This is a genomic window from Actinoplanes sp. HUAS TT8 (assembly GCF_051380535.1).
In the GTDB taxonomy this organism is placed as follows: domain Bacteria; phylum Actinomycetota; class Actinomycetes; order Mycobacteriales; family Micromonosporaceae; genus Actinoplanes.
Genome location: NZ_CP195646.1, coordinates 9,562,215 through 9,588,009, shown reverse-complemented (window position 1 = coordinate 9,588,009; position 25,795 = coordinate 9,562,215). Strand labels below are relative to the sequence as shown.

The 25,795-nt window shown below is 66.5% G+C and carries 19 protein-coding genes, 2 tRNA genes, 1 other RNA gene and 1 pseudogene; 4 read left to right on the top strand and 19 right to left on the bottom strand.

Annotation, left to right across the window (positions count from 1 at the left end; translation table 11 throughout):
- Positions 1–11 precede the first annotated feature (11 nt).
- From ACSHV8_RS42675 to ffs, 8 genes are all read right to left on the bottom strand, one after another.
- Positions 12–1,034, bottom strand: coding sequence for an ABC transporter ATP-binding protein (locus tag ACSHV8_RS42675; RefSeq protein WP_436525619.1), 1,023 nt, complete (start codon positions 1,032–1,034; stop codon positions 12–14).
- Positions 1,035–1,045: 11 nt separating this feature from the next.
- Complete coding sequence (locus ACSHV8_RS42670; RefSeq protein ID WP_436525617.1) at positions 1,046–2,047, bottom strand: ABC transporter permease; 1,002 nt, start codon at positions 2,045–2,047, stop codon at positions 1,046–1,048.
- A gap of 113 nt (positions 2,048–2,160) precedes the next feature.
- Positions 2,161–3,939 (bottom strand): ABC transporter substrate-binding protein, encoded by a 1,779-nt coding sequence (locus ACSHV8_RS42665; RefSeq protein WP_436525615.1) that lies wholly within the window; start codon positions 3,937–3,939, stop codon positions 2,161–2,163.
- A 72-nt stretch (positions 3,940–4,011) separates the two neighbouring features.
- Complete coding sequence (locus ACSHV8_RS42660) at positions 4,012–5,019, bottom strand: ABC transporter permease (protein WP_436525613.1); 1,008 nt, start codon at positions 5,017–5,019, stop codon at positions 4,012–4,014.
- 409 nt (positions 5,020–5,428) lie between these two features.
- Positions 5,429–6,022 carry a recombination mediator RecR gene (gene recR, locus ACSHV8_RS42655; RefSeq protein WP_436525611.1) on the bottom strand — a complete coding sequence of 198 codons (594 nt, stop codon included), beginning with the start codon at positions 6,020–6,022 and terminating at the stop codon, positions 5,429–5,431.
- A gap of 4 nt (positions 6,023–6,026) precedes the next feature.
- On the bottom strand, positions 6,027–6,326 hold the full coding sequence (locus ACSHV8_RS42650) for a YbaB/EbfC family nucleoid-associated protein (RefSeq protein WP_221502375.1): 300 nt from the start codon (positions 6,324–6,326) through the stop codon (positions 6,027–6,029).
- Between the two features lie 346 nt (positions 6,327–6,672).
- Positions 6,673–9,933 (bottom strand): DNA polymerase III subunit gamma and tau, encoded by a 3,261-nt coding sequence (locus tag ACSHV8_RS42645; RefSeq protein ID WP_436525609.1) that lies wholly within the window; start codon positions 9,931–9,933, stop codon positions 6,673–6,675.
- A 92-nt stretch (positions 9,934–10,025) separates the two neighbouring features.
- An RNA gene (ffs, locus tag ACSHV8_RS42640) (signal recognition particle sRNA small type) lies at positions 10,026–10,121 on the bottom strand.
- 83 nt (positions 10,122–10,204) lie between these two features.
- Here ffs and ACSHV8_RS42635 point away from each other — a divergent pair.
- Positions 10,205–10,292: transfer RNA gene (locus tag ACSHV8_RS42635), tRNA-Ser, on the top strand.
- Between the two features lie 154 nt (positions 10,293–10,446).
- Here the strand turns inward: ACSHV8_RS42635 and ACSHV8_RS42630 are convergent.
- Positions 10,447–11,685, bottom strand: a pseudogene (locus tag ACSHV8_RS42630) (IS701 family transposase).
- A 278-nt stretch (positions 11,686–11,963) separates the two neighbouring features.
- On the opposite strand from ACSHV8_RS42630, the gene ACSHV8_RS42625 reads away from it, so the two are divergent.
- Together ACSHV8_RS42625 and ACSHV8_RS42620 are read left to right on the top strand one after the other, a co-directional pair.
- Positions 11,964–12,164: a hypothetical protein gene (locus ACSHV8_RS42625; protein WP_436525607.1), complete on the top strand. Its 201-nt coding sequence runs from the start codon at positions 11,964–11,966 to the stop codon at positions 12,162–12,164.
- Entirely contained in the window at positions 12,161–12,910 is a 750-nt protein-coding gene (locus ACSHV8_RS42620; RefSeq protein ID WP_436525605.1) for a restriction endonuclease, read from the top strand. Before ACSHV8_RS42625 ends, ACSHV8_RS42620 begins: the two co-directional genes overlap by 4 nt.
- Before the next feature lie 791 nt (positions 12,911–13,701).
- Here ACSHV8_RS42620 and ACSHV8_RS42615 read toward each other — a convergent pair.
- The 6 genes from ACSHV8_RS42615 to ACSHV8_RS42590 form a co-directional block, all read right to left on the bottom strand.
- Entirely contained in the window at positions 13,702–15,387 is a 1,686-nt protein-coding gene (locus ACSHV8_RS42615; RefSeq protein ID WP_436525603.1) for a hypothetical protein, read from the bottom strand.
- The gene (locus ACSHV8_RS42610) at positions 15,384–15,932 is read right to left on the bottom strand and encodes a hypothetical protein (protein ID WP_436525601.1); all 549 of its coding nucleotides are present in this window, start codon (positions 15,930–15,932) and stop codon (positions 15,384–15,386) included. Before ACSHV8_RS42610 ends, ACSHV8_RS42615 begins: the two co-directional genes overlap by 4 nt.
- A 198-nt stretch (positions 15,933–16,130) precedes the next feature.
- On the bottom strand, positions 16,131–16,730 hold the full coding sequence (locus ACSHV8_RS42605) for a hypothetical protein (RefSeq protein ID WP_436525599.1): 600 nt from the start codon (positions 16,728–16,730) through the stop codon (positions 16,131–16,133).
- A 584-nt stretch (positions 16,731–17,314) separates the two neighbouring features.
- On the bottom strand, positions 17,315–21,124 hold the full coding sequence (locus ACSHV8_RS42600) for a hypothetical protein (RefSeq protein ID WP_436525597.1): 3,810 nt from the start codon (positions 21,122–21,124) through the stop codon (positions 17,315–17,317).
- A 124-nt stretch (positions 21,125–21,248) separates the two neighbouring features.
- Positions 21,249–21,590, bottom strand: a complete 342-nt coding sequence (locus tag ACSHV8_RS42595; RefSeq protein WP_436525595.1) for an STAS domain-containing protein — start codon at positions 21,588–21,590, stop codon at positions 21,249–21,251.
- 806 nt (positions 21,591–22,396) lie between these two features.
- Positions 22,397–22,486, bottom strand: a tRNA-Ser gene (locus tag ACSHV8_RS42590).
- Between the two features lie 118 nt (positions 22,487–22,604).
- Between ACSHV8_RS42590 and deoD the strand changes: the two genes are divergently transcribed.
- Positions 22,605–23,318, top strand: a complete 714-nt coding sequence (gene deoD, locus ACSHV8_RS42585) for a purine-nucleoside phosphorylase (RefSeq protein WP_436525593.1) — start codon at positions 22,605–22,607, stop codon at positions 23,316–23,318.
- Between the two features lie 778 nt (positions 23,319–24,096).
- Here the strand turns inward: deoD and tadA are convergent.
- The 4 genes from tadA to ACSHV8_RS42565 all read right to left on the bottom strand — a co-directional run bounded on the left by tadA (position 24,097) and on the right by ACSHV8_RS42565 (position 25,753).
- Positions 24,097–24,543 (bottom strand): tRNA adenosine(34) deaminase TadA, encoded by a 447-nt coding sequence (tadA, locus tag ACSHV8_RS42580; protein WP_436525591.1) that lies wholly within the window; start codon positions 24,541–24,543, stop codon positions 24,097–24,099.
- Positions 24,540–25,055: a tRNA adenosine deaminase-associated protein gene (locus tag ACSHV8_RS42575; RefSeq protein ID WP_436525589.1), complete on the bottom strand. Its 516-nt coding sequence runs from the start codon at positions 25,053–25,055 to the stop codon at positions 24,540–24,542. The genes tadA and ACSHV8_RS42575 overlap by 4 nt, the downstream gene beginning before the upstream one ends.
- A 90-nt stretch (positions 25,056–25,145) precedes the next feature.
- Positions 25,146–25,313: a hypothetical protein gene (locus ACSHV8_RS42570; protein WP_436525587.1), complete on the bottom strand. Its 168-nt coding sequence runs from the start codon at positions 25,311–25,313 to the stop codon at positions 25,146–25,148.
- A gap of 101 nt (positions 25,314–25,414) precedes the next feature.
- Positions 25,415–25,753 (bottom strand): hypothetical protein, encoded by a 339-nt coding sequence (locus ACSHV8_RS42565; protein WP_436525585.1) that lies wholly within the window; start codon positions 25,751–25,753, stop codon positions 25,415–25,417.
- Positions 25,754–25,795: the final 42 nt, after the last annotated feature.

Sequence of the window (25,795 nt, the reverse complement as noted above, 5' to 3'; positions counted from 1 at the left end):
CTCTTCCCCGCTCAGAGGTTCGGTGCGATCTCTTCCTTGAAGAGCCGGTCACGTTCTTCGGCCGGCAGGTGGCAGGCCACCGCGTGCGCCCCGCCGCTCAGCACCGGGATCTCGGTGAACGACCGGTTGCCGTTGCGTCCCGCGTACGGGCAGCGCGGGTGGAAGGCGCACCCCGACGGCAGGTTGATCAGGCTGGGCGGCGTGCCCTTGACCGGGGTGAGCCGCTCGCGCACCTCACGGTCCAGGCGCGGCATCGAACCGAGCAGACCCCAGGTGTACGGGTGCTGCGGCCGCTGGAACAGGTCGATCGCCGGGCCCTTCTCGATGACCTTGCCGCCGTACATCACCAGGACGTCGTCGGCCAGCTCGGCCACCACGCCGAGGTCGTGCGTGATCATGATGACCGCGGAGCCGAACTCCTCCTGCAGATCCCGGATCAGGTCGAGGATCTGCGCCTGCACGGTCACGTCGAGGGCCGTGGTCGGCTCGTCCGCGATCAGCAGTTTCGGGTCGTTGACCAGCGCCATCGCGATCATCGCGCGCTGCCGCATACCACCGGAGAACTGGTGGGCGTAGTCGTTGAAGCGCCGCGCCGGCTGGGGGATGCCGACCCGCGCCAGCATGTCGATGGCCCGCTCACGGGCGATCTTCTTGTTCGCGCTGGGGTGGTGCACCCGGTACGCCTCGACGATCTGCGAACCGACCGTGAAGTACGGGTGCATCGCGCTCAGCGGATCCTGGAAGATCATCGCCATCTTGCCGCCCCGCAGCGCGCGGACGTCGGCCTCAGAGGCCGTGACCAGCTCCTGGTCGTCGAGCCAGATCTGGCCGCTGACCTTGGCGTTGCTGCGCGTCCGGTGCAGACCCAGCAGGGCCAGCGAGGTGACGCTCTTGCCGGAGCCGGACTCGCCGACGATGCCGAGCGTCTTGCCGGGCTCCAGCGAGAAGCTTGAGTCGCTGACCGCCTGCACGATGCCGTCGTCCGTCTCGAACCGGACGTTCAGGTCCTTAACCTCGAGGAATGGGCGTGCCATGTCCGCTCCCCTCAGCCCAGCCGCACGCGCGGGTCGATGATGCCGTAAACCAGGTCGACGACCAGGTTGGCGATGACGATGAAGAACGCGGCGATCAGGGTGACACCCAGGATCACCGGCAGGTCGTTGCCGCGGATCGCGGTGAGCGCCTGGTAACCCAGACCGCGCAGGTTGAAGACGGCCTCGGTGAGCACCGCGCCGCCCAGCAGCGCGCCCAGGTCCAGGCCGAAGACGGTGACCAGGGGGGTCAGGCCGGACCGCAGGCCGTGCTTGCCGATGACGGTCCGCTCGCGCAGGCCCTTGGCCCGCGCCGTACGGATGTAGTCCTCACCCAGGGTCTCGAGCATGTTGGCCCGGGTGAGCCGGGCGTAGGTCGCCGCGAAGAGGAAGGCCAGCGTGGTCCAGGGCAGGATCATCTGCACGAACCACTGGCCGGGATCCTCGGTGATCGGCACGTACTGACTGGCGGGCAGCCAGCCCAGCCAATACACGAAGATCTGCGAGGCGAGCAGGCCGGTGAAGTAGATCGGTAAGGAGACACCCGCGAGGGCGGTGGTCATCGCCGACCGATCCAGCAGGGTGCCTCTTCGAAGGGCCGAGATGACACCGGTGGCGATGCCACCGAGGAGCCAGAGGATGGCGGCGCCGATCGCCAGCGACACCGTCACCGGCAGGTCGCTGATCAGCAACGGCGTCACCTCCTGCTCGGTCTTGAACGAGTAACCGAGGCACGGGGCCGGGCAGTGCTGAACGTCCGGGCCGTTGGCGTAGTCCCGGCCGGCGACGATGCCCTTCAGGAACTTTCCGTACTGCACCAGCACCGGGTCGTTGAGACCCATCTTGACCCGGATGCCCTCGATCGACACGGCGTCGGACGTCTTGCCGATGTAGAGCAGCGCGGGATCACTGCCGGTGAGCTTCGGCACCATGAAGAAGACGCCGAAGGTCACGAGCGTGACCACGAGCAGCGTCAGGACGGCATTGATCAGCCGCCGGATGAGATAAGCCAGCACGACGTTCGGCCGAAGGACGGGCGGGCATCGGTTGCGAGAACCGATGCCCGCCCGCCGCGGGCGGCCTTCACCAACCCTTCGAGTTACCCGTTGCCATTAAAGGCAGACGACGCTTACTTGCCGTCGCTGACGCCGAGGGCCTGCACATCGATCATGCCGAAGGCCTGGTGGATGTACGCGTTCGTCAGCCGCGGGTTGCGGTAGTTGAGCGCCTTGTCGACCACGAACGGCAGGTAGTACGCGCCCTCCATGATCTTGTGGTTGATCTGGCCGTAGATGTCGGCCGCCTTGGTCGCGTCGGTCTCGGCCTGCGCCTGGTCGAACAGGGCGTCGATCGACTTGTCCTTGATCTCCGGCAGGTTCGAGTTACCGTTCGCCGGGATGAAGCGGCTGTCGGCCAGCGGCTGCATGTAACCGGAGCCGGTCGGGTAGTCCGCGCCCCAGCCGTAGATCATGATGCCGTAGCCCTTGGCCTTGACGTTGTTCGGCGAACCGACGACCGAGGCGATCTGCGAACCGTCGTACTGGTCGATCTTGGCGTTGATGTTCGCGGCCTTCAGCGAAGCCTGCAGCGCCTCGGCGCTCTTGACCTCGGCCGGCTTGTTGTTACGGACCGCGATGGTCACGTCGAAACCGTTCGGCTGGCCACAGGCGGTCAGCGCCTTCTTGGCCTCGTCCAGCTGCGGCTTGCCCTGCAGGCGGTTGAACGGGTCGTACTTGGTGTCCGAGCCGGCGATGTTCGGCGGCAGCATGCTGGTGCCGATGTCGCCACCGGCGATCGGGCCACCACGGGCGGTCTGCAGCGACGTCGGGTCGGCGGCGTAGATGAGCGCCTTACGGCAGTCGATGTTGTTCAGCGGGGCAACCGTGGTGGACAGCGCCGCGTACCGGAGGAAGCCGGTGGTCGGAGTGTCCGCGTTCGCCTTCAGGGTCGGGTCCTGCAGGATCTTCGTACGGGCCGTGGCCTGCACGCCGGTCTGCTGGATGTCGAGGTCGGCGGTGCCGGCGATGAGCCGGCTGTCCATGTCCTCGGCGTTCGTGGTGACCGTGAAGTTGATCTGGTCCGGCAGCGCCTTGCGGATCGGGTCGGTCGCCTGGTCCCAGTTGGGGTTCCGGACGAAGACCGCGCCCTTACCGGGCTGGATGCTGCCTTCCTTGAACATGTACGGGCCGGACGACGCCGGGGCCGTGGTGTACTTCGCGCCGGTGTCCCGCTTCTGCGGCACCGGGCCGGAGCCGGGCATCGCCAGCAGGTACAGGAAGTCCGAGGACGGCGCCGCGAGCTTGAACGCGATGGTCGAGTCGTCCGGAGTGGTGACCGACTTCAGGCCCAGCTTGTTCGGGTCGGTGTCCTTGTACGGACCCTTGTACTCACCCTTGGGGTCGAGCACGGCCGGGAGGTAGACCGGACCGCCGGAGATGACGTCCGCGGCCCAGACCCGCTCGATGCCGTACTTGATGTCCTTCGACGTGATCGGGGTGCCGTCGTCGAACTTGATGCCGCTGCGCAGCTTGAACGTGTAGGTCAGCTTGTCGGCGCTGATCTCCGGCAGGGCGGAGGCGAGGTCGGGCTGCAGCTCCAGGCCGGACTTGCCCGGGGCCGCGGCGTAGTCGACCAGCTTGCGGGTGTAGAGCCGGTTCAGGTTCCACACGAACGCGTAGTAGGCGCGGGCCGGGTCCCAGTAGTCCGCGTCCTGCGCGCTCCACAGGTTGATCGTGCCGCCCTTGACCGTCGACGCGTTGACCACGTCGGTGACCGCAGCGTTGTAGGCCGACTTGCCGGTGGTGGTAGTGCTCTTGTCATCGCTCTTGGAACCGCCGCACGCGGCGGTCGTAAGACCGAGCGCGAGAGCGACGCCGGCCGCCGCAATCGCCCTAATCTTCGTGGACACCTGTACTCCTACCTCCTCGAACAGCGGAACCGAATGGTCCGCGAAACATGCGATGTTCCAGCCGCCGGACGATCAGCGGGCCTTCGGATCGAGCGCGTCGCGCAGGCCGTCACCGAAGAGGTTGAAGGCCAGCACCGTGATGAAGATCGTGACGCCCGGGATGATCATGTACATCGGATCGATGGAGTACACGCTCACGGCGTCCGACAGCATGCCGCCCCACGACGGGTTGGGCGGCGGAATGCCGACGCCGAGGAAGCTGAGTGCGGCCTCGGTGAGAATGTTCGTCGGGATGATCAAGGTGGCGTACACCAGGATCGGGGCGGCCAGGTTGGGCAGCATCTCCCGGAACAGGATCCGCGGGGAACGGGCGCCCAGACTGCGCGCCGCCTCGACGAACTCCCGCTCGCGCAGGGAGAGTGTCTGCCCGCGGACGATCCGGCCGATGTACGGCCAGCCGAAGAAGCCGATGATGCCGACCAGCACCACGATCCGCGACCAGCGCCCGCTGAACCCGAACACCGAATCCGGCAGGACCGAGACCAGCGCGATCGAGAAGAGCAGCTGGGGGAAGGCCAGCAGGAAGTCCATCACCCGGCTGATCGTCGCGTCGATCCAGCCGCCGAAGAAACCGGCCGCGGTGCCGAAGAGCACGCCGAGGAAGGTGGAGAAGAACGCCGAGAGGAACGCGACAAGCAGCGAGGTCTGCGCGCCGTACACGATCCGGCTGAAGATGTCCCGGCCGGTGGTCGGCTCGACGCCGAGAATGTACTCGGAGCTGATGCCGCCCCACGGCTTCTTCGGGGTGCCGAAAGTGGCGTCGATCTCGTCCCCGTGCCACTCGTTGATCGGGTGACCGAAGAGATGGGTCAGCACCGGGGCGAGGAACGCCACGAGGATCAGCAGGAGAACGACAACGCCACCGGCGATCGCGACCTTGTCCCGTTTCAGGCGACGCCACGCGATCTGTTTCAGTGACCGGCCGGCGATCGCCTTCTCGGCGGGCCCCCGAACCTCGGCCGGGTCGGCCGACGGTGCCGACTCCTCGTCGGTGACCGACGCTTCTGGGCCAAGCGACATCTGTTTCGCCGGTCCTCTCCCGGCCACCACGCAGCAAGGAGTCCACGGCCTTCAGGCACGTGGTACACGGAAGCTCCCACGGCCCGGAGACGATGGCCCACGTTGCTAGCGGTAAACCGATCGGTTATCGCATGCCTCGAGTGCCGGCCCTCGCCGCGACCGGCCCGAATCAGGCCGGAGCCACGAGGGCACCTGACGGCGGGTGTGGCCGCCATCGAGAGGAACATTCACCTAGTGCGGTGCCCGGGTCAAGCTCACCGACCGCACACGGATGCTTCCGTGTCTCCCTCGTGATGTCACCGTGACCTAGACGCCGAACAAACGGAAGGTACCGCGTAAGGGGCTCGCAAGTAGCCAATCCGGGCCAAACTGCTTGCACGGCGTTACAGCGTTGTTACCGCAGGTAAAATCAGATCGCGCGGCGTCCCTCGAAGGCCCGGCCGAGGGTGATCTCGTCCGCGTACTCCAAGTCGCCGCCGACCGGCAGACCACTCGCCAACCGGGTGACCGAGAGCCCCATCGGCTTGATCAACAAGCCCAGATAGGTCGCCGTCGCCTCACCCTCCGTGTTCGGATCGGTGGCCAGGATCAACTCCTTGACCTCCCCCGTCCCCACCCGGATCAGCAACTCGCGGATCTTCAGGTTATCCGGCCCGACGCCCTCCAGCGGGTTGATCGCCCCGCCGAGCACGTGGTACCGCCCCCGGAACTCGCCCGTCCGCTCGATCGCGACGACATCCTTCGGCTCCTCCACCACACACAACACCTCGTTGGTGCGGCGCGGATCGCGGCAGACACGGCACTGCTCCGACTCGGCCACGTTGAAACAGGTCGTACAGAACCGGACCAGTTCCTTCACCTTGCGCAGCGCCGTCGCCAGCCGATTCACATCCGCCGGATCAGCCGACAAGACGTGGAAAGCGATGCGCTGGGCCGACTTCGGGCCCACGCCCGGCAGCCGGCCCAGCTCATCGATCAGGTCCTGAATGGCACCCTCATACACGGGATCAGAACCCCGGCAGGGAGAGGCCGCCGGTCGCCGGACCCATCTTCTGCTCGGCCAGCTCACGCTGCGCCTCGGCGGCGTTGTGGATCGCGGCCAGCACCAGATCCTCCAGCGTCTCCACGTCGTCCGCGTCCACGGCCTTCGGATCGATCTTCACGGCCTTGAACTCGCCCAGCCCGGTCACCGTCACCGTGACCAGCCCGCCGCCGGCCGTGCCGGTCAGCTCGGCCTCGGCCAGCTCGGCCTGAGCCTGGGCGACCTGCTGCTGCATCTTCTGCGCCTGCTTCATCAGCTGCTGCATGTTCGGCTGTGCACCGGGGCGCATCGCATTGCTCCTCAAGTAGTCGCTCACTCGTACTGGACAGGCCACCGTCGATGATCGGCGACCCGCCATTGTCAACCGCCGCCAGCGTAGCCGCCGCGCTCGCGGATCCCGGTCAGCCCACCATCGCGCCGTGATCCGGTCCGCTTCCGGTGGCCTTTCCTCCCGCTTACCCCACGCGGCGCGGTCCGCTGCTTTCTCACGGCTGCGGCCTGCTCACCATTGCTTGCTTTTCCCGTACGGCATTTATCACGCCTTACCCGAAACGGGGCGACATGGTGCTTGAACGCGAGCGAGCCACCGCCCGGCGTGGCTGCGGGGTGGGCTAGACCTCGCCGATCTTCTCGGCTCCGAAAGCGTCCCGGAGGAGCTGGAAGGCCTGCTCCTCGCTGCTCTGACGAGCCGTCTTCTCGTCGATCACCTCGTCGAGCGGTTCGTCCCCCGGGTCGAAGCCCTCGAACCCCCCGGCCGCGGGCGGCGGACCGTCGAACTCCGGGTCGTAGGGCGCCTCCCCGATCGGAGTCCCATCGGCCCAGGCGGAACCACCCGCCGCCGCAGGTTGACTCGCCGCCGCCGGGGCCGCCCCCCGGCTCGAACCGCCCTTGGCGGCGTTGGCCGCGGCCGCCCGGGCCGCCGCCAGCCCACTACTCGGACTGGCGTTCCCACCCCGCGCCGCCGCAGCCCGAGCCGCCTCCATCGCCGCCGAACGAGCCGGAGCCGCCGGCGCCGAAGCAGCAGGCGGGGCGGCGGGGTCAGTCGGCCAGGGCGGGCCGGCCGGAGCCGACGAAGCGGCGGGATCAACCGGCCACGGCGGACCGACCGAATCCGCGGGCTCAGCCGGCCGCGAAGGAGCAGCAGCCGACATCGCTGAATCTTCAGGCCACGGCGGCCCTTCCGCGGCCTCTGGCACCCCAGGCGCAGGCGATGTCCCCGGCGCGGCCCACGAATCTTCCGCAGCCTCGGTAGGACTCACCGATGCGACGGGAGCGGCAACGGGTGCCACACCACTGGTCACGGGAGCCGCGGAAACGCTGTCGGCGACCGGAGCAGTCGAGGCGGGCGGCCAGGTGCCCGGCTTTACCGGTTCCGGCCAGTCGTCGTCCGCCGGAGGCGAAACCGCCCGCACGGCGGCCGACCCCGGCCGAACCGGCTCCGGCCAGTCAGTGTCCCCGTCATCGGAGGCCGCTTGAGCCGCCGGCCCGGAAACGACCCCGTGATCCGCGGGCCGTTCAGAGGCCCCCGCATGCCCATCGGGGCGCGGAGAAGCGGCATGCCCCCCGGACTGCGCAGAAGCCGCCCCATAGCTCACAGACGGCCCGGAAGCAGGTGCGTGACCCGCAGGCGGCCCGGAGGCGGGCATGTGACCCGGGGGCGGCGCGGAAGCGGGTGCACGCCCAGCGGGCGACTCCACAGCACTCGGTGCGGGCCCACCCGAATAAGGCGCGGGCGCGTCTGAGTGGTCGACAGGACCGGGCGCGTACGGGTCGTCGTCGATCGGCTCAGGTGGTAACGGCGCCGGCCAGTCGTCGTCGGCGTCGGTGGCCGGGGCTCGTTGGGGGCGGGACGGGCGGGATTCGGTGCGGCCGGTGTTGCGTTCCGGGGCGGTGGACGGCGGCCGGGCGGCCGGCATGCGGCGGGCCGCCGACTGGTCCCGGGCCCCGGCGTGGTCGCGGCCGGCGGGTTGCTCGGCGGGCTGGGGGCGGCTGCGCGGGGCAGCGTTGCGGGCCGCGGTGTCGGTGCCGTCGCCGACGTCGCAGCGGATCTGCCAGCGGCCGCCGAGTTCGTTGGTGAACTCGGTCGCGATGTGGTCGGCGAAGGTGAGGAACCGTTCCGCGTAGCGCGGGTTCGGCGCCGTGAAGAAGACCGCCTCGCCCTCGACGTCACGCAGGCCGATGCCGCTGCCCTGCATCGCCTGGATCTTGGAGTCTTTCGCGCCGAAGGCCTCCCAGACGGCACGGACCTGCGGCAATCCGGCGGGCGGGCGCGACTGGGCGACCGGTTCGGTGTCGGCCGGCGGTTCTTCCTCCCACGACGGCTCGTCCTCGTGCTGCCCGCCGTCGGCGACCCGATTCCAGTCGACCGCCTCAGGATCAGCGGCAGGCGGCTCGGAAACCGACGCGGCCGGCGGAGCGGAGGCCGGCGCAACGCCCGCCACAGAATCCGAGGGCGCGGAAACCGGAGCCGCCGGCACCGGAGGTGCGGAAACCGGCGCCGCCGGAACAGCGGACTCAGGCGCAGCAGCAACCGGAGCTGGCGAAACCGGCCGAGCCGGCCCCGACCGACTACGAGCCGCCGCGGCAGCCGCCGCCCGCGCCGCCGCCAACCCCCCACCGGATCCCCCGGAGACGGGCGCGACCGCGCCGACCGAATCCTCATCACCGGGCACCGTTACGGCCGGGGCGTCGCTGACCCCCCGTACGTCGGAAATCGGCCCTTGTTTCTCCAACCGCTCCAGTCGCTGCAGCAGTGCCCCGGTGGAGTCATCGGCCCCGGGCAGCAGCATCCTCGCGGTGATCAGTTCCAGCAGCAGCCGGGGCGCGGTTGTCCCGCGCATCTCGACCAGGCCGGTGTGCACGATGTCGGCGCAGCGCGACAGTGTCGCCGCGCCCAGCCGGGACGCCTGCTGGTGCATCGCTTCGAGCTGGTCGGCCGGCCCGTCGATGAGTCCTTTGGCCACCGCGTCCGGAACCTGCTGCAGAACGATCAGGTCGCGGAGGCGTTCCAGCAGGTCGGACGCGTATCGCCGGGAGTCGTGGCCGGCCTCGGCGACGCGGTCGATCGTCTCGTAGGCGGCGGCGCCGTTCCCGTCGGCCAGGGCGTCGCACATCTCGTCGATCAGGGCCGCGTCGGTGACGCCGAGCAGGCTGACGGCCCGCGCGTAGGTCACACCGTCCGGCCCGGCGCCGGCGATCAGCTGATCGAGAACGGACAGCGTGTCGCGGGCGCTGCCGCCGCCGGCCTTGACCACCAGCGGGAACACGGCCGGCTCGACGGTGATGCCCTCGGCGTCGGTGAGCTGCTGAAGGTACGGCCGGAGGGTCGCGGGCGGGATCAGCCGGAACGGATAGTGGTGGGTCCGCGAGCGGATGGTGCCGAGCACCTTGTCCGGCTCGGTGGTGGCGAAGATGAACTTCACATATTCCGGAGGCTCTTCGACGAGCTTGAGCAGCGCGTTGAAGCCGGCCGACGAGACCATGTGGGCCTCGTCGATCACGTAGATCTTGTAGCGGCTGTTGGCCGGCGCGAAGAACGCCTTCTCCCGCAGCTCACGGGCGTCGTCGACGCCACCGTGGCTGGCCGCGTCGATCTCGATCACGTCGATCGAGCCGGCACCGTCGTTGGCCAGCGACTTGCAGGACATGCAGACGCCGCACGGATCCGGGGTGGGACCCTGCTCACAGTTGAGCGAGCGGGCCAGGATGCGGGCGCTCGACGTCTTGCCGCAGCCGCGTGGCCCGGAGAAGAGATAGGCGTGGTTCAGCCGACCGCTGCGCAGCGCCTGCGACAGCGGCTCGGTCACGTGCTCCTGACCGATGACCTCGGCGAACGTGCGAGGTCGGTACTTCCGGTAGAGGGCGAGAGCCACTCCTGCCACCTCCTGAACGACCGCGCCATTCTCCGTCGAGGGTGTGACAAGAACAAACGACATGCCCCGACCGTGCATGCCAAGCCGGAGATAGAAAGGACCCCCCGTGCACCCGCCAGAGCCCGCTTATCCTTGCTGCCTTCCGGCCCTGGGGAGGTTCACAGGATGACGCCGCACGAGGGGCTGATCCACACCCTACCCGCCCGCCGAAACCGGGGACGGCCGACCCCCGTGCGTCGAACGCCTTACGCAAGTCTGTACTCTGGCGCACGGAGGATTCGCCTAGTGGCCTAGGGCGCACGCTTGGAAAGCGTGTTGGGGGAAACCCCTCACGAGTTCGAATCTCGTATCCTCCGCCAGCCCCACCAGGGCAGACGCGAGCAGGCCGGACCCCAGGGTCCGGCCTTTCGTTCATCTCCGTCTCAGCCAGCGTCCGGCGAGCGGTCATGGACAGCCACCCGGGGCACCAACCTCACTATCAGAGCTGGCCTAGTACTCCAGCAGGAGATCCGTTTAGGGCTCGGTGAGGGCTTGTCTTTCGTGGTGGCTGGTCCTGGCGGCGTTTTGGTGGCGGCGTCGGAAGATGGACCAGGTGATCACGGCGGCGATGTTTGCGGTGGGTTTGATGATCAGGTCGTGGAATAGGCTCCGGAGTTCGTTGACGGTGATCGGGATCAGGTCTTCGGCGTTGGCGGTGCAGAGGGTGGTCGCGGCGGCGAGGAAGGCGTGGGCGGCGATGACCAGGGTGGTCCAGCGGTGCCAGGCCGTCCAGCGGCGATGTTGGTGCTGGTCGAGGCCGAGTTCGGTCTTGGCTGCTTGGAACGATTCCTCGATGGTCCACCGTCGGCCGGCGACGGTGACCAGTTGGCGCAGCGCGACCGGCTGGGGTGCCTAGCAGCGGTAGAACGCCAGTTCACCGGTGCTGCGGTTGCGGCGGCTCAGCAGCCAGTGGTGTCCGGCGTGCTGGTCTGCGGCCAGGGGCAGGGTGATGAACGCCCAGTCGTAGTAGCGGTAGCCTTTCGCTCCGTCGCCGGCGGAGATCGGCTGCCAGGCCTGGTCCGGCAGGCCGGCGGTGAGGTGGTCGGCTCGCTGAACGCCGAGGCCGGTCGGGACGCGGTGCGAGCAGGCGACCGCGAGGACGTAGCCGAGCCGGTGGCCCCGCAACGCGGCGGCCAGTTGCGGGTCGCCGCCGTAGGCTTCGTCGCCGGCAACCCATCGACATGCCAGGCCGCCGGCCAGAGCGGTCTCGATCAGCCGGCAGGCCAGTTGCGGTTTGGTGGCGAACCCGACCTCGTCGAGAACACCGGCCCCGGCCAGCCGTTCAGGATTTCCGGTCCAGGATTTCGGCAGGTAGAGGGCGGTGTCGAGCAGGGCATGCCCGCGGGTTGAGGCGTAGGACAGATGCACCGACAGCTGGCAGTTCTCGATCTTCCCGGCGGTGCCGGAGTACTGCCGTTGGACGCCGACGGTGTTGCGGCCTTTCTTCAGATCGCCGGTCTCGTCGATGACCAGGATCGCGTCCGGATGCCCGAGCCTGCGGGCGACGAAGGCCCGCACGTCAGACCGGACCAAGGCGTCGTCCCAGCTGGCACGGCCGATCAGATCCTGCATCCCGCCCGGGCCGTCGTCGCCGGCGTGTTCGGCGATCGTCCAGCAGTTCTTCGCCGGTAACGGTGCGAGGAGCCCTTGCACAAAACCTCGGACCCGGCGCCGCGGTTCGGGCCGGCCGAACCGTGCCTCGATCGGGTTCATCAACTCGTCAAACAGCTCAGACCATCGCTGAGCATCTACTCTGTAGGCGGCAGCCACCGCCGATTTCGGGGTCCACACAACCATCGAGACTCAGCGGTGGCTGCTTGCTGTCCACGGACAAACCACACCGCCACACCAGGTCAGAAGATCTCCTGCTGGAGTACTAAGTAGCCACTGCTTCGTGCGCCAAGTCAGCACTCCCCTCTGCGCCGCCGCCGGCGGTGAGAGCCCTTCGCAGGTTTGAGCCGCAACCGAGCAGCCGAGCGGCTTGAGTCTTGATGACCTTCGTCCAGCGCAAGCTGGACCTAACGCATGGTTCCACTGCGACTGGGCTCAAGGAACGTCACGACGATCAGGGCTATGAACTTCGCCTCATGATCCAGCTTAAGTCGGCAGGCCAGCCGATCGGCACATCGAGCATCGACGCCTGCTACCTGATATCCATGAAGCCGCGAACCGACGACTGGAGCACAGGATGACCAACTCGGGAGAATCGTTTGAAAGCTACGTCGAGTATGTCTACAGAACGCTCCTCAACTTACACGGCGAGAATATCGTCGTAGCGCGTCGAGCTACAGTATTCGACACGCGCGGGAATGCTTATAATATCGACGTTTTCTATGAGTTCGTCACGGCGGGAATTCGGCACCGAGTAGCGATCGAGTGCAAAGACACCAAGCGACCAATCGAACGAGATGAGGCCATCGCGTTCGTCGGCAAGATACGCGACATGCCTAGCACCATTGGCATCTTAATCTCTAAAAATGGATTTCAGCAGGGCGCGAAGAAATATCTGCAAGACCACGGCGTCACGCACCTCGCGGGAAATGATCTTCCGAGCTTCGGATCTGTCCTTGGGAAAATCGTCGCCACCGTAGCCTTGCCCGACGAAAAGGCCATAGGACAGCCCTTCTGGACCATCATGGAGCTACGCAATTCCAAAATCACAGGGAACTGGATGACCTTGCCTAATAACGGCAAAATACTTCCGTTATTCTACTCACGTTACCAAGCTCAGCAATTTTTCGACGCTTGCCACTTCGATGCTTCGACCGCATGCGTCAGGGGCGTTGAACAGCAAACCTTGCGCTTCGTCGTCTCAGCGGCGCCGGATTCTGGCACAAACTTCGCGATTCTGCACCCAGTCGAAAAAGATGGAAGCCTCCAATTTATGGTTATAGAATATTCAGCGGATGAGATAAGAGATGAATACCTGATCAGCTGAGCAGGTGGCTCCAAGACGTTGGGCCGGACCTCCAGTCCGGCCCAAATAACTCACTGAGGTGATCTCAGTAAGGAATAGCGGCTGATTTGGTACGACACGGATGATTGCCGCGTACCGGACGATGCTGGATACAGGCGTGGAGCCATCGATAGACGAGTCCTTGCGACAGAAACCGGTGTTCGAGAGGGCTCCACGTGATTGCTTATCCTGCCATGCTCGACGTCCCGAGGAAACTCGTACGCCACCTTGGACGGCTGCTCGCCGCCGAGCGCAGAGTCCGGGACACCAGGACCGGAACTCGCGCCTTGACCTGCTTCTATCAGGCACTTCTTGTACTCGTCTAGTTCCGCAAGGCCGAGGACCTGACGCTGCTGGGAGCCGGCTTCGGCGTCTCCCGGGCCACGGGGCGTACCGCTACCGCGACGAGGGCGTCGCCGTCCTGGCCGCCCAGGCTCAGGATCTGCACACCGCCCTGCGCCGGGTCGCCGCCGGGGGCTGGTCACACGTCATCCTCGACGGGAAACTGTTCGACTGCGACCGACTGCACGACGGAGCTCCGTTGGACCAGTTCCGTGAAGAAGACCTGGTCTCAACGGGGCTTCGTCCATATCCGACACGCCGATGCGGGCATCGTCACTCTCCGCCACTATCGATCATGAAACGGCCGTGCCCAGCAAGTGCCTTCCGTGACAGGAATATTGGACCCTCAGCGAGTCCTATCTTCCCTGATCAGAAGGCACTTCTTCATTTCCGGCCCAGTCCTTGGACACCCCCTTAACGAAGGGCCGAGGCTAGAGCGCTTCTCCGACCAGATGCGAGAAGAAGTTGAGGTCAAAGGCTGGCGCTGCACGAAGGATCGCGATGACCTTCAGCGGCGTGTCGCCTGCTCTATCCACTCCTCCAACCGAAGCTCCCTTTGTCTTCCTAGAAACAATTTTGCCACCCGAAAAGTCAAGAACTCGTATCCCCTGCTTAAGACGGGAGCCCGAGAATTGACTCAAATCCAGCATGAATGCTTCTGATCGATGGCCCGCCGCATGAGGGTCGGAAACTCCGCTATCGACCAAATGAATCAAGCGCAAATCCAGCAGGTCAGTCAGAATATTATACAGGTGAGGGTGGCTTTCCTTCTGACGATAGCCCACCAGGAAGTAGGTATGGCTCGTTTCTTCCAGGCAGAAGTTGCGCACAATCTTTAGAGCTTCAACAGTTCGCCGGGCCGAGGCGACGTTCGAAGCCATGTCCTCTTCCAGTTCCTGAATCTTCACCTGCGCAGCGTCTCCGGCCGCCTGATTCACATCTTGAACGCCAACCAGTTTGGCTTTCGGCCGCTGCTGCGCCTTCTCGATCGAACTCGCTGCCAGGATAAGGAAGTCACGTGGAACAGCGCCAGAAGCCAGCACCAATCTATCAACAGCAGCTGGATGAAATAGCCTTGAAAGGCTAGGTACTCCTACATGCTCGGCATACCGTAGAAAGATTGTCTCTAGGAACTTCTTTGCTTTAGCCGGATCCTGCAGTGTTACGTCGAGGTCCAATAGATCAGCGTCATGCATGGTTTGCAGGCCGAGCGGCGGCGACGACTGCCACCACCGAGTCAGGTGCCGAATGGAAGCAATCTTTAGCCATGCATCACAATCTCGTACGCATCCATGCAACATGTCGAGAAGTAGCGGTTGATGACTCCGCGGCAAGTAGTAGAAGTCGTCAACAAAAATGTAGATACGCAGTCCAGTGGCATCGAGGAACCGTTTGACTACCCTTTGAACGAGTGGAATAAGTCGAGTTACATCTTCATGCGTGACGATATCACGGGTCAGCATTCCCTCGATCTGCTGATATAGGGAAGCCGCATTCATGCTGATCCGAGATTGTGAGTTCAACGAATGCTGATTCGCGACAATCTCCGCAAGCATTTCGTCTACGACATAGAGAAATACCCGGTCTGGACTCTCGTTCCGCAAGGTCTGCATGTTTATCCAGCACGAAATCGCAGTAGCATCTTCGAGCCGACGGCGCGCTTCAACCAAAAGCGCCGACTTTCCCGCGCCACGCCGCCCGAATATTAACTGATGCCGCCCTGCGGTGACCGCTGGAAGATTGAGTGTTGCGTCACGCACGTAGGACAGGCTAGGAAGTGCTTCAGAGACACGAGATCGCGCACTGATTAGGCGTTGCAAATCGAGCGCGCGCAGGTCTTGGACGCCATCAGTGAAAGGTGCAGATTTACTTTCGAGCAGTTCGGAAGGCGCTTTGCGCACAATCACAAAAGCTCTATTGTCCGGAAATGAGATCTCGTCATCGAGCTCATTACCGATTTGAGCAGCCTCCGCTAAATCCGACTCGCGGACCAATACGATAAAGTTGGTCTCGTCCGGGTACGCGCGAACATTGATTTCGAGCGCATCAACGTTCCCCCTCCGCCTGAACTCTTCCCTGATGTAGGCCGGGATATCGTTAAACGGCGTGACGCTCATACGTACGCACAACCCTTCCTCTTCAGGTACTGGCGCGCTACGACCAAGAACTGCGCAGCCTTGACCGAAAGGCTGTTGGCAATTGACTGCCACGAGGCATTGTCCATCGGATACGGATCGTAATCCGCCGCGTTGCGCCGGCTCCGCGCGTCTTTTAAATCATTTGTCCAGACTGCGGCGTTCACAAAGTCGCGTGGCAGTTTCGTCGGAAGCTTTGAGTGAGATTCATGATCGTCTCCGCCAAAGACGTGATAAACGACCGCTCTTGCAGCGTGATACATGGCGTAATAGAAACGACTGATTGCACTTCGATACTCCGGGCCCGCACCCCGCAAACGCATGAATCTCTGGCCAGCTACGAGAAACGAACTTGCCAGAGCCAGACGATCAGCACTTGCTTGATGCTGAAGCTCCTGGAGTGTCCGCGAGGTAGCCGTGACGATATGAACACCTTCGCCGTAAAAGTCGAGTTCGCTCTTGGTCGCCTTACTGATGCGAAGGAGCTCAGCGTCGAACGCGCGAGGTGCATTGCCACCTGAAGCCATGCTCCCAGCATAGTTGAGCCTCGACCTTTGGTCGCGAGTGAGCTTTCAAACCACCTCAGCAGGGATCTTCTGGCGGGAGCACGCGCTAGGTCGATCGGCCCGCCGTACGGCTCAACGAGCTGCAGGCGAAGGCTGCTCCAGGCGAAGCTATATGCCGACCTAACTCTTTACTTAATTTCTAGCAGTGCCACGGGCACTTCACTGGCGAGTACGGCGTGCTCTGCCAGCATCAATCCACGGCGGCGACCAGCCAGCTCTTTTACAAACTTCATCAAACGGCTCAGAAACAATCCATTTCAAGCCATCGCTGGCGTAAATGTCGGTAAGTCGCATCGCGAGTAGCTCTTCCGAAGATGTAGATGTATCCGGCCTTCCAATGTCTCGACGTGCCTCAAGAACAAAATCACAGTAAAGCCGCAAAACAATCTCTTTCGGAGCGTCCACGTATGTCGACTGCATGAGGTTGCGGAATGCTCGGACAGCTTCATCGGATGAATATATGCTGGCCCAAGTTGTGAAGTCGTGAAGCTTCGAAGGGATTTCTCCGCTCGCAAGCAAATCTGTTGACTTATCCTTGTTCAGCATGTCACCCAACAGCGCCACCATTGGTTTATAGGTCTCATACTTTCGATCGGAAATCCGCGACTCAAGATCCCGCAGCCGCTGAGCTTCGATCTCGTTCGCTTTCGCGGCTTTGGCATACCCTCCTGCGACGAAAGCAGCGATGATCGCAGCCATGGCAGGAATGGATGCGACGGCGAAGAGTACCCATAACGGCTGGGAATTGATTCCATTCACTGAACCACCATAGAAGAGCCGCACCCCGGATGCGAGTAGCCGAAGGGCCGATGTCGAGCGGGAGCCTCAGCAGGCAAGTACTAAAAACCAGCTCGCTCCTACCCAAAGCGGCACCTCGTGTCAGTGTGCGACTGAACGCCGTCACCAAAACCAGGCCAGGCCAGGCCAGGCCAGGCCACAGGGTTCCTCAACCGTCTCAGTCTCCGTCTCGTTCAGGCCCAGCCGCGGCCGTCTGTGAAGTATGACGTCGATTCAGCAACGCTGCTCAGAGTCGGTGACGGGCAGCGCCGTACCTCGGCCCGCAGACTTGGAAAGCGTGTTGGGAGAAATCCCTCACGAATTCGAATCTCGTATCCTCCGCCATCACGGAACGGCCGGACCCATCGGGTCCGGCCTTCTTGGCTTTCCGGGGACCGGCTTTCCGGGACGAGGATCAAAATCAAGACCGGTTTCCCGTACGCGGTCAGCACGCGCGCCGTGACTAGGGGATACCCCTGAGTGAGGTCGCGTCCGGTCTCGTATGCTCCGGCACGAAAACAGTGCAGGCGAGGGCCGGCCCCGATCGGGCCGGCCCTCGCCGTCTTTCAGCGCTCGATCGTGACGCCCCCGCTGGCCTTCTTGCCGTCGTAGTAGCCGGTCTTCTTGACGGTGACCTGCACGGACAGCTTCTTGCCGGCCCAGGCGCGGCTGATGGTCAGCGACGACCCGGTCGCGCCCTTGATCGCCTTGCCGTTGAGCAGCCACTGGTACCGGTACGCCTCGGGCCGTGGCGTCCACGCGCCCGCCGACACCTTGACCTTGCGTCCGGCCTTGACCGTCCCGCTGATCTTCGGGGCGGTCGTGGCTCTCGGCGCCACCCCGTAGCCGACCAGGACACCGGCCGAGGTGGCGGCCGAGTTCGCCCGGTCGGCGCGCTTGGCGGTGACGGTCACGGCGAGGCGTTTCCCGCGGAGGGTGGCCGGGATGACGTACGCCGAAGCGGTTGCGCCCTTGATCGTCGCCCCGTTGGCCGTCCATTGGTAGGTGTAGGCGGTCGCGGCCGGGGTCCACGTCCCGGTGGTCGCCTTGACCGTCGATCCGACCCGCACGGTTCCGCTGATCGCGGGTGCCTTGACCAGCGTCAGCGGTGCCGCGGTCACGGTGAGTCCGCCGGTCAGCGTCGCCGCCCGCCCGTCGGCGCCGGAGGTCACGGTCACGTCCCACGCGCCCGGCGTGATGCCGGTCAGGTCGGCGGTGGCGGTGAGGATCCCGTTGTCGACGCTCTGGATCGTCGCGGAAACGGCGGCCGATCCGGTACGGGCCAGCCGCACCGTGTCCCCGGTGGTCAGCGTGCTCCCGCGCAGGGTCAGCGTGACCGGCCCGCTGTTCGGCGCGCTCGACGGCGTGACCGAGGTGAGCGTGTACGCGGGCGGGTTCGGGCAGGTCTTGTACGGGCAGGTGGTCCGGACCTGGTACGGATACGTCCCGCCCACCCCGGTCGGCGTCACCACGAACAGCCCGGTCCCGGTGCCGGAGGACGCCAGGCGCACGCCGCAGAGCCGCTCGGGGCCGCCGAGGTCGCAGGCGGTCAGCCCGGTCCCGGTGCCGCCGGTGGTGAAGAAGTACGGCTCGGGCCGCGCGCTCCCGCCCTCGGTGTTGGTGACGATCGCGCCGAGGTACCGGCTGCCGCCCGTGATCGGCACGGCGACGCAGCCCGCGGTGGTCCGGTCGTCCAGGGTGCCGGTGAGGCTGAACCCGGGCACCGCCGAGGCGGCCGGGCACTGCGCGACCGGACGGCCGTCGGCCGCGAGGTGCCAGCTGTCCACCGCGTACGGGATGGATCCGGTCTTGGTCGGCCAGACGATCACCAGGTACGCCGTCGATCCGGAGACCCGGCACGGCACCACGTATCCGCTGCACCGGTCGGCCCCGGAGGCGTCGTAGATCCAGTACCGCGCGGCGCCCCCGGCGCTGCGCACGCCGAGCCAGTAGTCGTCGGTCTCCGCGGCGATCACCCGGTAGCACCGCAGGTCGTCCGGTGCCGTCATGGTCCCGGTCATCGCCGGCCCGCCGAGCGCCGTGTTCGACGGCGTCTGGCAGGTCGCTCCGGCGATCGTGACGTCCTTGCGGGTGATCCGGTACTGGAAGCTCGACGCCGCCGCGGTCATCACCACCGTGTACGCCTGGCCGGGCTCGAACGTGCAGTTCAGCGACTGCGTCGAGGTGTAGTCACGGATGCCGCAGACCTGCACCCCGGCGCTGTCCCGGACGCTCAGCGTGGCCGCCCCGGTCCCGCTGACCGGCGCGAACGACACGAGCTCGGTCGTCGCGTGCTGATCGGCCGGGATGCTCCAGCAGGCAGCGAACCGGCTGCTGGAGAACGTGGTGGTCACGCCGACGGTGTTGCCGAACGCGCCCTGCGGCAGCGACCCGCAGCCGGTGATCTGGTCGAGGCGCTGCACGGCCACCGCGTAGTCGCCGGTGACCTTGTCCTTCGGGGCGTTGAGCAGCAGCCGGTACGGCGCCGCCCCGGTCAGCTCGCAGTCGCGGCTCGAGTCGCTCGCGCAGAGGCTGTTCCCGGCCGCGTCGATCACCTTCCAGTCGGGCCGGGCCACACCGCTCGCCTTGGGCGGGGTGAGCACGCCGATCCGGGCGCCGGCCGGGGCGTCCACCTCCAGGCAGTCGGTCTCGCCGAGCGCGGTGAACGAGCCGCGGACCGCGCCGGTGGCCAGCCCCTGCACGGTGACCGGCACACAGCCGGCGCCGCCGGGGGCGGTGAAGACGGTCGCGTACGCGCCGTCCCGCACCCCGCTGCCGCCGATCACCATCGTGTAGCGGCCGGCCGCCGGGAAGTCGCAGAACGAGCCGGTGTCGCAGACCTTGGTGCCGGCCGCGGTGTAGATCTCGGCCCACTGCTCGTTGTTCGTGTCGTCGACCGGGCGGACCAGGTACTTCCCGGCCGCGGGGACGTCCAGGACGCGGCAGCGGTTGGCCGCGTAGGCACCGGCCGGGGCGGTTCCGTACGCGCCGGGGGTGACCACCGGGCAGCCGGACGGGCCGGACAGCCGCCGGATCTGCAGGTCGACGTTCCGGAGGTCGTTCTGCTGGCCGATCACCCGGTACGGGCCGGTGCCGGGCAGCACGCACCCGGCCGGCCCGGACTCGTCGGGGGCGCAGATCCGGGTGCCGGTGCCGTCGCTGATCCAGCTGGCGCCGCCGCCGCTGGTGTAGGCCACGACCCGGTCCCCGGGTGCGGCGGTGAACGGCTGGCAGTACATCTCGATCGGGGTGGCCGCGGTCAGGCTGACGGCCGGCCCGTCCCAGTCGGTGCCGGTGGACGGCCGGCAACCCGCGCTGCCGGCCAGGTCGATCACCGAGGCCTGGAACTTGTACGGCTCGTACGTCCAATCGGGGTTCCGCAGCCAGAGCGTGTAGTCGCCCTCGGCCGGGAGCCGGCACTGCTCGCCGTAGTACTCGCCGGCTTCGGTGCAGACCGTCCCGCTCGTGTCGCTCAGTTCCCAGTGGACCTGCCCACCGTCGCTGGTCCGGACCGTCTTCGCGCCGGCGCTCAGGTGCACCGCGAAGCAGGTGTAGGAGTAGCTGCCCAGCGAGGCGTCGCCGATCTGATCAGCGGCCGGCGTTCCGTACCCGCCCTGCTTCAGCGTCGGGCAGCCGACCGGCCGATCGGTCCGGACCAGCCGCAACGTGTAGTCGAGCGGGCCGCCGTAGATGTCGGCCAGGAAGAACGTGTAGACGCCGTCCTCGGTCAGCGCGCAGGTCCCGGTGTCGAACTGGATCGAGCAGACCGGGTCGCCGGACGGGCTCCACACCTTGCCCCGCACGTCGGCCGACCGGGTGTCGACTCGGCTGGTGGCGGTCGTCTCGACCCGCAGCCCCATCCCGGCCGAGCCGGCGAAGCGGTAGCAGTCGCCCGGGGCGCCGGCGGCCAGTGCCCGGGGCAGCCGATCGCCGTCCACGACGAAGGTCGCCGGGTCCAGCGTGGTGCAGGCCGCGGGGTTGTCGCGGGATTGGACCCCGATCGCGTACGACCCGCTGCCCGCACCGTTGTAGAGGGAGACGTCGATCGGGTACGTGCCGGGAACGGCGACCGTGCACTCATCGGAGTAGGAACCGAACAAGCAGGTGCCGTCGCCGCTGTTCAGCACCGCCTGCAGGCTGCCGCCGGTGCTTGTCGCGTAGAGCTGGGTCATCACCCGCTCGCCGGGAACGGTGGTGGTGATCGTGTAGCGGTCCCGCCGGGATCCGGAGATCGAGTCGCAGGCGATCGGCGTGCCGAAGGCGAGCGCGCCGCCGCAGGCCGCGGCGGCCGGCGGCGTGTCCTCGGCATACGCCGCCGCGGGCATACCCGCCGCCAGAGCCAGACCGCTGAGCACAGCGGCGATCCAACGCCTCACGACATCCCCCGGCAGCCGATGCGATCAATCGGCCAGGATCTTGCCAGGGTGAATATCTACTCAGGTAACTATTCCATTATTTGGGAATCAGCAGCTCCAAGGCGGCGACGTGTCCGTTCCGACGTCACAGCTGGCCGGCCGCGATCGCGTCATCCACCTCCGGGAAGATCGCGAAGTAGCGGGCCAGGCCGACGGTCTGCAGCAGCCGGGTGAGGAACGGATTGGCGGCGGCGAAACTGAGCCAGCCACCCCGGGCCGCGATCACCTCTTTGCTGATGATGAACGTGCTCAACCCGATCGAGTCACAGAACTTCAGCTCGGTCAGGTCGACCACGATTCGCGGTACCGGACGATCCAGCAGCCCGGAGAAGACGACGCGCAGCTCCTCGGCGGTGTCCGCGTCGAGCTCGCCTTTGAGGTGCAGCACGGCAACATCAGGGCGGTGCTCGGTGATGGTGGCGCGCATGGCAATCGCTTTCTACCCAAGTTCTACGGAATTTCAGGGTAGATTGCGAGGAATCGCGCACATCGGACTGAAGGTGCGTCGCGGACCGGCTTGACACACGAGCCAAGACCCAACACACGAAAAATCTTGCGTGTACGGGCGACCGGCCCCCACGAATACGAACGGGCCGGACCCCTGTGGGGTCCGGCCCATCTCAAAGGCTGGCCGAGACAGTCAAGCACCGACGGCGCAGCCCTGGCTCCTGGCGCGATTTACAGTTCGCGCCACCGCCAGCGTGGACCACGCCACGCGTCGGCCAGGATCATCGCTGACGCCCGGCCGGGACACTGCTGCACCTTCGACTTACCCTCAGGTCCGCCCAACTGGGCCTCGACTTCCCAAGTGCTGCCGTCGGTGCGGACGTAGACATCGCGGCGCTGGAGCCGGACGTCGCCATTCCACCAGTGATGCTCAACTCTCACGTGTCAAATCTACGACAGGCATCGACGAACCTGCGTTGGGGCGTTTCTGTGAATGTTTCTCACCGCCCGGTCGGAACCGCATTGTCTGATCCGGTGTATTTGGGTTGCGTGACTTGCGCAACACCCTATGTCGCTGGGCCGTCCATGATTCACTACAGTCCGTAATTCAAGGCGTTGACGTGCGACGACATCTCGTTGTTACACACACGGCGCTGATCATGGGTAACAACCGAACGGACTAGGCGGACGCGGTACGCCCGGGCGATCCGGAATCAGGGCACACAGAGTGACGTATGTGACGGGAGAAAACAAGAGAGCCCGATCCGTGTGGATCGGGCTCTCCGATGGCGGTGGTGAAGGGATTTGAACCCTTGGAGGGCGTAAACCCTCACACGCTTTCGAGGCGTGCTCCTTAGGCCGCTCGGACACACCACCGGGAAGTACGTTACCGGACGCCGCAGACCGCTCGTCGCCGGGTCACCCATAACCGCCCGTGGCCGTGCTGACCTGGCAAGATCGGCCAGAGAAATCGAGCGAAGACGGAGATGACGGCATGAGCGTGCACATCGGGGCCAAGCCCGGAGAGATCGCCGAGCGAGTTCTGCTGCCCGGCGACCCGATGCGGGCCAAGTGGATCGCGGAGACGTTCCTGGAGGACGCGGTCTGCTACACCCAGGTCCGCGGGATGCTCGGCTTCACCGGCACCTGGCAGGGTCAGCGCGTCTCGGTGCAGGGCTCCGGCATGGGCATGCCGTCGGCGTCCATCTACACCCACGAGCTGATCAACGAGTACGGGGTGAAGTCGGTCATCCGCATCGGCTCCTGCGGCGCCCTGGCCATGGACCTGAACCTGGGCGACGTCATCGCCGCGATCGGCTCGGCGACCGACTCCAACATGAACCGCACCCGCTTCGACGGCCTGGTCGACTACGCCCCGGTCGCCGACTTCGGCCTGCTCCGCACCGCCGTCGACACCGCCGAGGCGCAAGGCATCCCGATGCGGGTCGGCCCGATCCTGGCCGCCGACGCGTTCTACACCGACCGGCCCGACCTCTACGACACGCTCGCCCTCTACGGCGTCCTGGCCGTAGAGATGGAGTCGGCCGCGATCTACACCATCGCGGCCCGCTACGGCGCCAAAGCCCTCACCATCCTGACCGTGAGTGACCACATCAAGCGCGGCGAGGCCATGCCGGCCGACCAGCGCGAACAGGGCTTCTCGAACATGGTCAAAATCGGCCTGAACACGATCACCGCCGACGCCTGACCAACCAGCCCGGTCATCCACACCGGCGGGTTGTCCACAGCCCGCCCGCACGACCACGCCATTCCCCGCGACAATGGTCAGCGGGGCTTCCCCCAGTGGGGTGGGTGGGTTGTGTCGGGCGGGCCGGCCCCCGCGCCGCGACCCCCAGGCCCCCCCCGCCGCACTCCGACACGCCCGCCGCACCCGCGCCTCGCACGCCCGCGCTCCCGCCGCGCCTGCGGTCCACCACGCCCACGCCCCGCCGCGCCCTGCACGCCCGCGACCCGCGCTCCTGCACATGCCACACACCCACGCCCCACGCTCCCCGCGGGCCAGCTGGTGCTCAGGGCTGCTTCGCGACCCGCGAGACAACCCTCAGCACCAGCCGAGCACCGCAACCCGCGCCACAAGCAGGAGTGGGCTGGGCCACGCGGAGTTGGCCGGGCTACGCAGAGCGGTGCGGCCGGGCAAAGCGGTGCGGGCCGGCTCGGCCGGCGCGCCACGCGGTGCAAGCAGGAGTGGGCTGGGCCACGCGGAGCTGGGCGGGCCGCGCAGAGCGGTGCGGCCGGGCAGAACGGTGCGGGCCTGAGAGAACGGTGCGGGGCCGGGCTTGGCTGGTGCGCGGCACGCGGGTTAGCTGTTGCTGAGGGCTGCTTCGCGGCCTGGGAGACGACCCTCAGCGCCAGCTGGGGGCGGGACCCGCGGGGCGGGCGGGAGTGGGCTGCGGCGTCGCGTGGGCATCGGCGGGGCTTGGGGGACGCGGGGCGGGCTGGGCGTTGTGGCCGTACCTAATCGGGGGTTAGCGGAAGAAATCTCGCATGAGCTGGGCGCACTCGGGTTCCAGGACGCCGCCGTACACCTCGGGCCGGTGATTGAGCCGGGGGTCGCGGACGACGTCCCACAACGAGCCGACCGCGCCCGTCTTGGGTTCCCAGGCGCCGAAGACCAGGGTGGAGATCCGGGCCAGGACGAGGGCGCCGGCGCACATCGTGCACGGTTCCAGGGTGACCACCAGGGTGCAGCCTTCGAGACGCCATTCGCCGCGGTTCGCGGCGGCCCGGCGCAGGGCCAGGATCTCGGCGTGGGCGGTGGGGTCGCCGGTGAGTTCACGTTCGTTGCCGGCGACCGACAGTTCGACGCCGGACGGGTCGAGGACGACCGCGCCGACCGGCACGTCCGCCGGTGAGGAGGATGCGACGGACAGGGCCCGCCGCATCCACAACTCATGCCGCTCGCGACGGATCACGCCTCGCGCAGCTCCTCCATCTCATCGCCGCACCCGATCTTCTGGCAGATCTCGGCGGTGATGTCGGACGGCAGCATGCCCTCCATGCCGCACAGTGCCAGCAGGCGCTGCGCGGGGACGCCCAGGTCGTTCAGCAACTCGGCGTCTCCGACCGGGTCGGCGTCCGGGTCGGCGGCCGGCCGGTCGTCTTCGTCGTCGTCGGCCTGGGCGGCCAGGTCGTCGACCTCGACGGCCGGCGCCTCCACCTCGCCGAGCAGCACCGACCCGATCCGGGACTCCTCGGCAAAGGCCGAGTCGGATCCGAAGACCCGCAGGTCCTCACCTTCGTCCAGGCGCAGGACGGCGAGGTACTCGTCGTCGCTCTCGACGAACAAGAGCGCCAGCTCGGCGTCCGGCTCGGCATCCCGGAGCGCATCCACCACCTCGTCGATGTCGGCCAGGCCCGTCAGGTCCAGCTCCGACGCAGTCCACCCGTTCTTTCCCCGGGCGACAGCGGCAGCGAAAATCGACACGATTCCCCCAACGCGGTTCTAATCCTCAGCGCCTGACGGTAGCTGGTGGGGCGGCGGGCGCGACGCGCCACGCCCTTTCTCGTAGCTAGATCAGTTGGTGCTACGGCGGCGGGTGGCGATCAGCTCGCGTAACCGCATCCCGCGCACCCGTTGCGGTGGCGCCGACTCACGCACCGATTTGGCGTGCGCCAGGGCCGCCAGCAGTTCCAGACGGCGGCGACAGCGATCCTCGTCGAGGCGCTGCGGTGAGGGGGCCATGGTGCCGAGAGTGCCGAGCGGAACCGGCCTTCGTCAAGGGTCTGTCCACACCCGTTCGGAAAGCGATCAAGGCCTTCCGGAGCGTCGCCGGATCGGGCCGGTCACCAGAGCGGAAAGTTCGAGGTGTCGATCCATCGCAGTGTCACGAAGAGCATCGCCACGGAGAGTCCGACCCCGCTCGAACAGGCGACGCCGAGCGCCACGCCACGGTCGCCGAGCTGGGTCAGGACGAGGGCGATGAGCCAGGCGCTGACCGCGGCGCAGACGGTCCACCATGCGTACGACGCCAGGTCGCGCCCGAGGCTGCCGAAGAGCAGCACCCACACCGCGCCGGAGGCGAGCCCGCTGAGCACCGGGCCGGCGCCGATCGGGTTCGGTTCCCGGTAGATCGGGCGCGGCGGCAGGCCGGCGTAGTAGCCCGGCGGCGGTTGAGGCTGCATCTCGAATCCCTCCCGGCGTCCTGGCCGCCAGCCTAGCCGGGA

Coding starts and splice junctions, on each gene's coding strand:
- ACSHV8_RS42675 (WP_436525619.1), bottom strand. CDS start 1,034: ATGGCACGCCCATTCCTCGAGGTTAAGGACCTGAACGTCCGGTTCGAG.
- ACSHV8_RS42660 (WP_436525613.1), bottom strand. CDS start 5,019: ATGTCGCTTGGCCCAGAAGCGTCGGTCACCGACGAGGAGTCGGCACCG.
- ACSHV8_RS42650 (WP_221502375.1), bottom strand. CDS start 6,326: ATGCAGCAGCTGATGAAGCAGGCGCAGAAGATGCAGCAGCAGGTCGCC.
- ACSHV8_RS42625 (WP_436525607.1), top strand. CDS start 11,964: ATGACCTTCGTCCAGCGCAAGCTGGACCTAACGCATGGTTCCACTGCG.
- ACSHV8_RS42620 (WP_436525605.1), top strand. CDS start 12,161: ATGACCAACTCGGGAGAATCGTTTGAAAGCTACGTCGAGTATGTCTAC.
- ACSHV8_RS42615 (WP_436525603.1), bottom strand. CDS start 15,387: ATGAGCGTCACGCCGTTTAACGATATCCCGGCCTACATCAGGGAAGAG.
- ACSHV8_RS42610 (WP_436525601.1), bottom strand. CDS start 15,932: ATGGCTTCAGGTGGCAATGCACCTCGCGCGTTCGACGCTGAGCTCCTT.
- ACSHV8_RS42595 (WP_436525595.1), bottom strand. CDS start 21,590: ATGCGCGCCACCATCACCGAGCACCGCCCTGATGTTGCCGTGCTGCAC.
- deoD (WP_436525593.1), top strand. CDS start 22,605: ATGAGCGTGCACATCGGGGCCAAGCCCGGAGAGATCGCCGAGCGAGTT.
- ACSHV8_RS42570 (WP_436525587.1), bottom strand. CDS start 25,313: ATGGCCCCCTCACCGCAGCGCCTCGACGAGGATCGCTGTCGCCGCCGT.
- ACSHV8_RS42565 (WP_436525585.1), bottom strand. CDS start 25,753: ATGCAGCCTCAACCGCCGCCGGGCTACTACGCCGGCCTGCCGCCGCGC.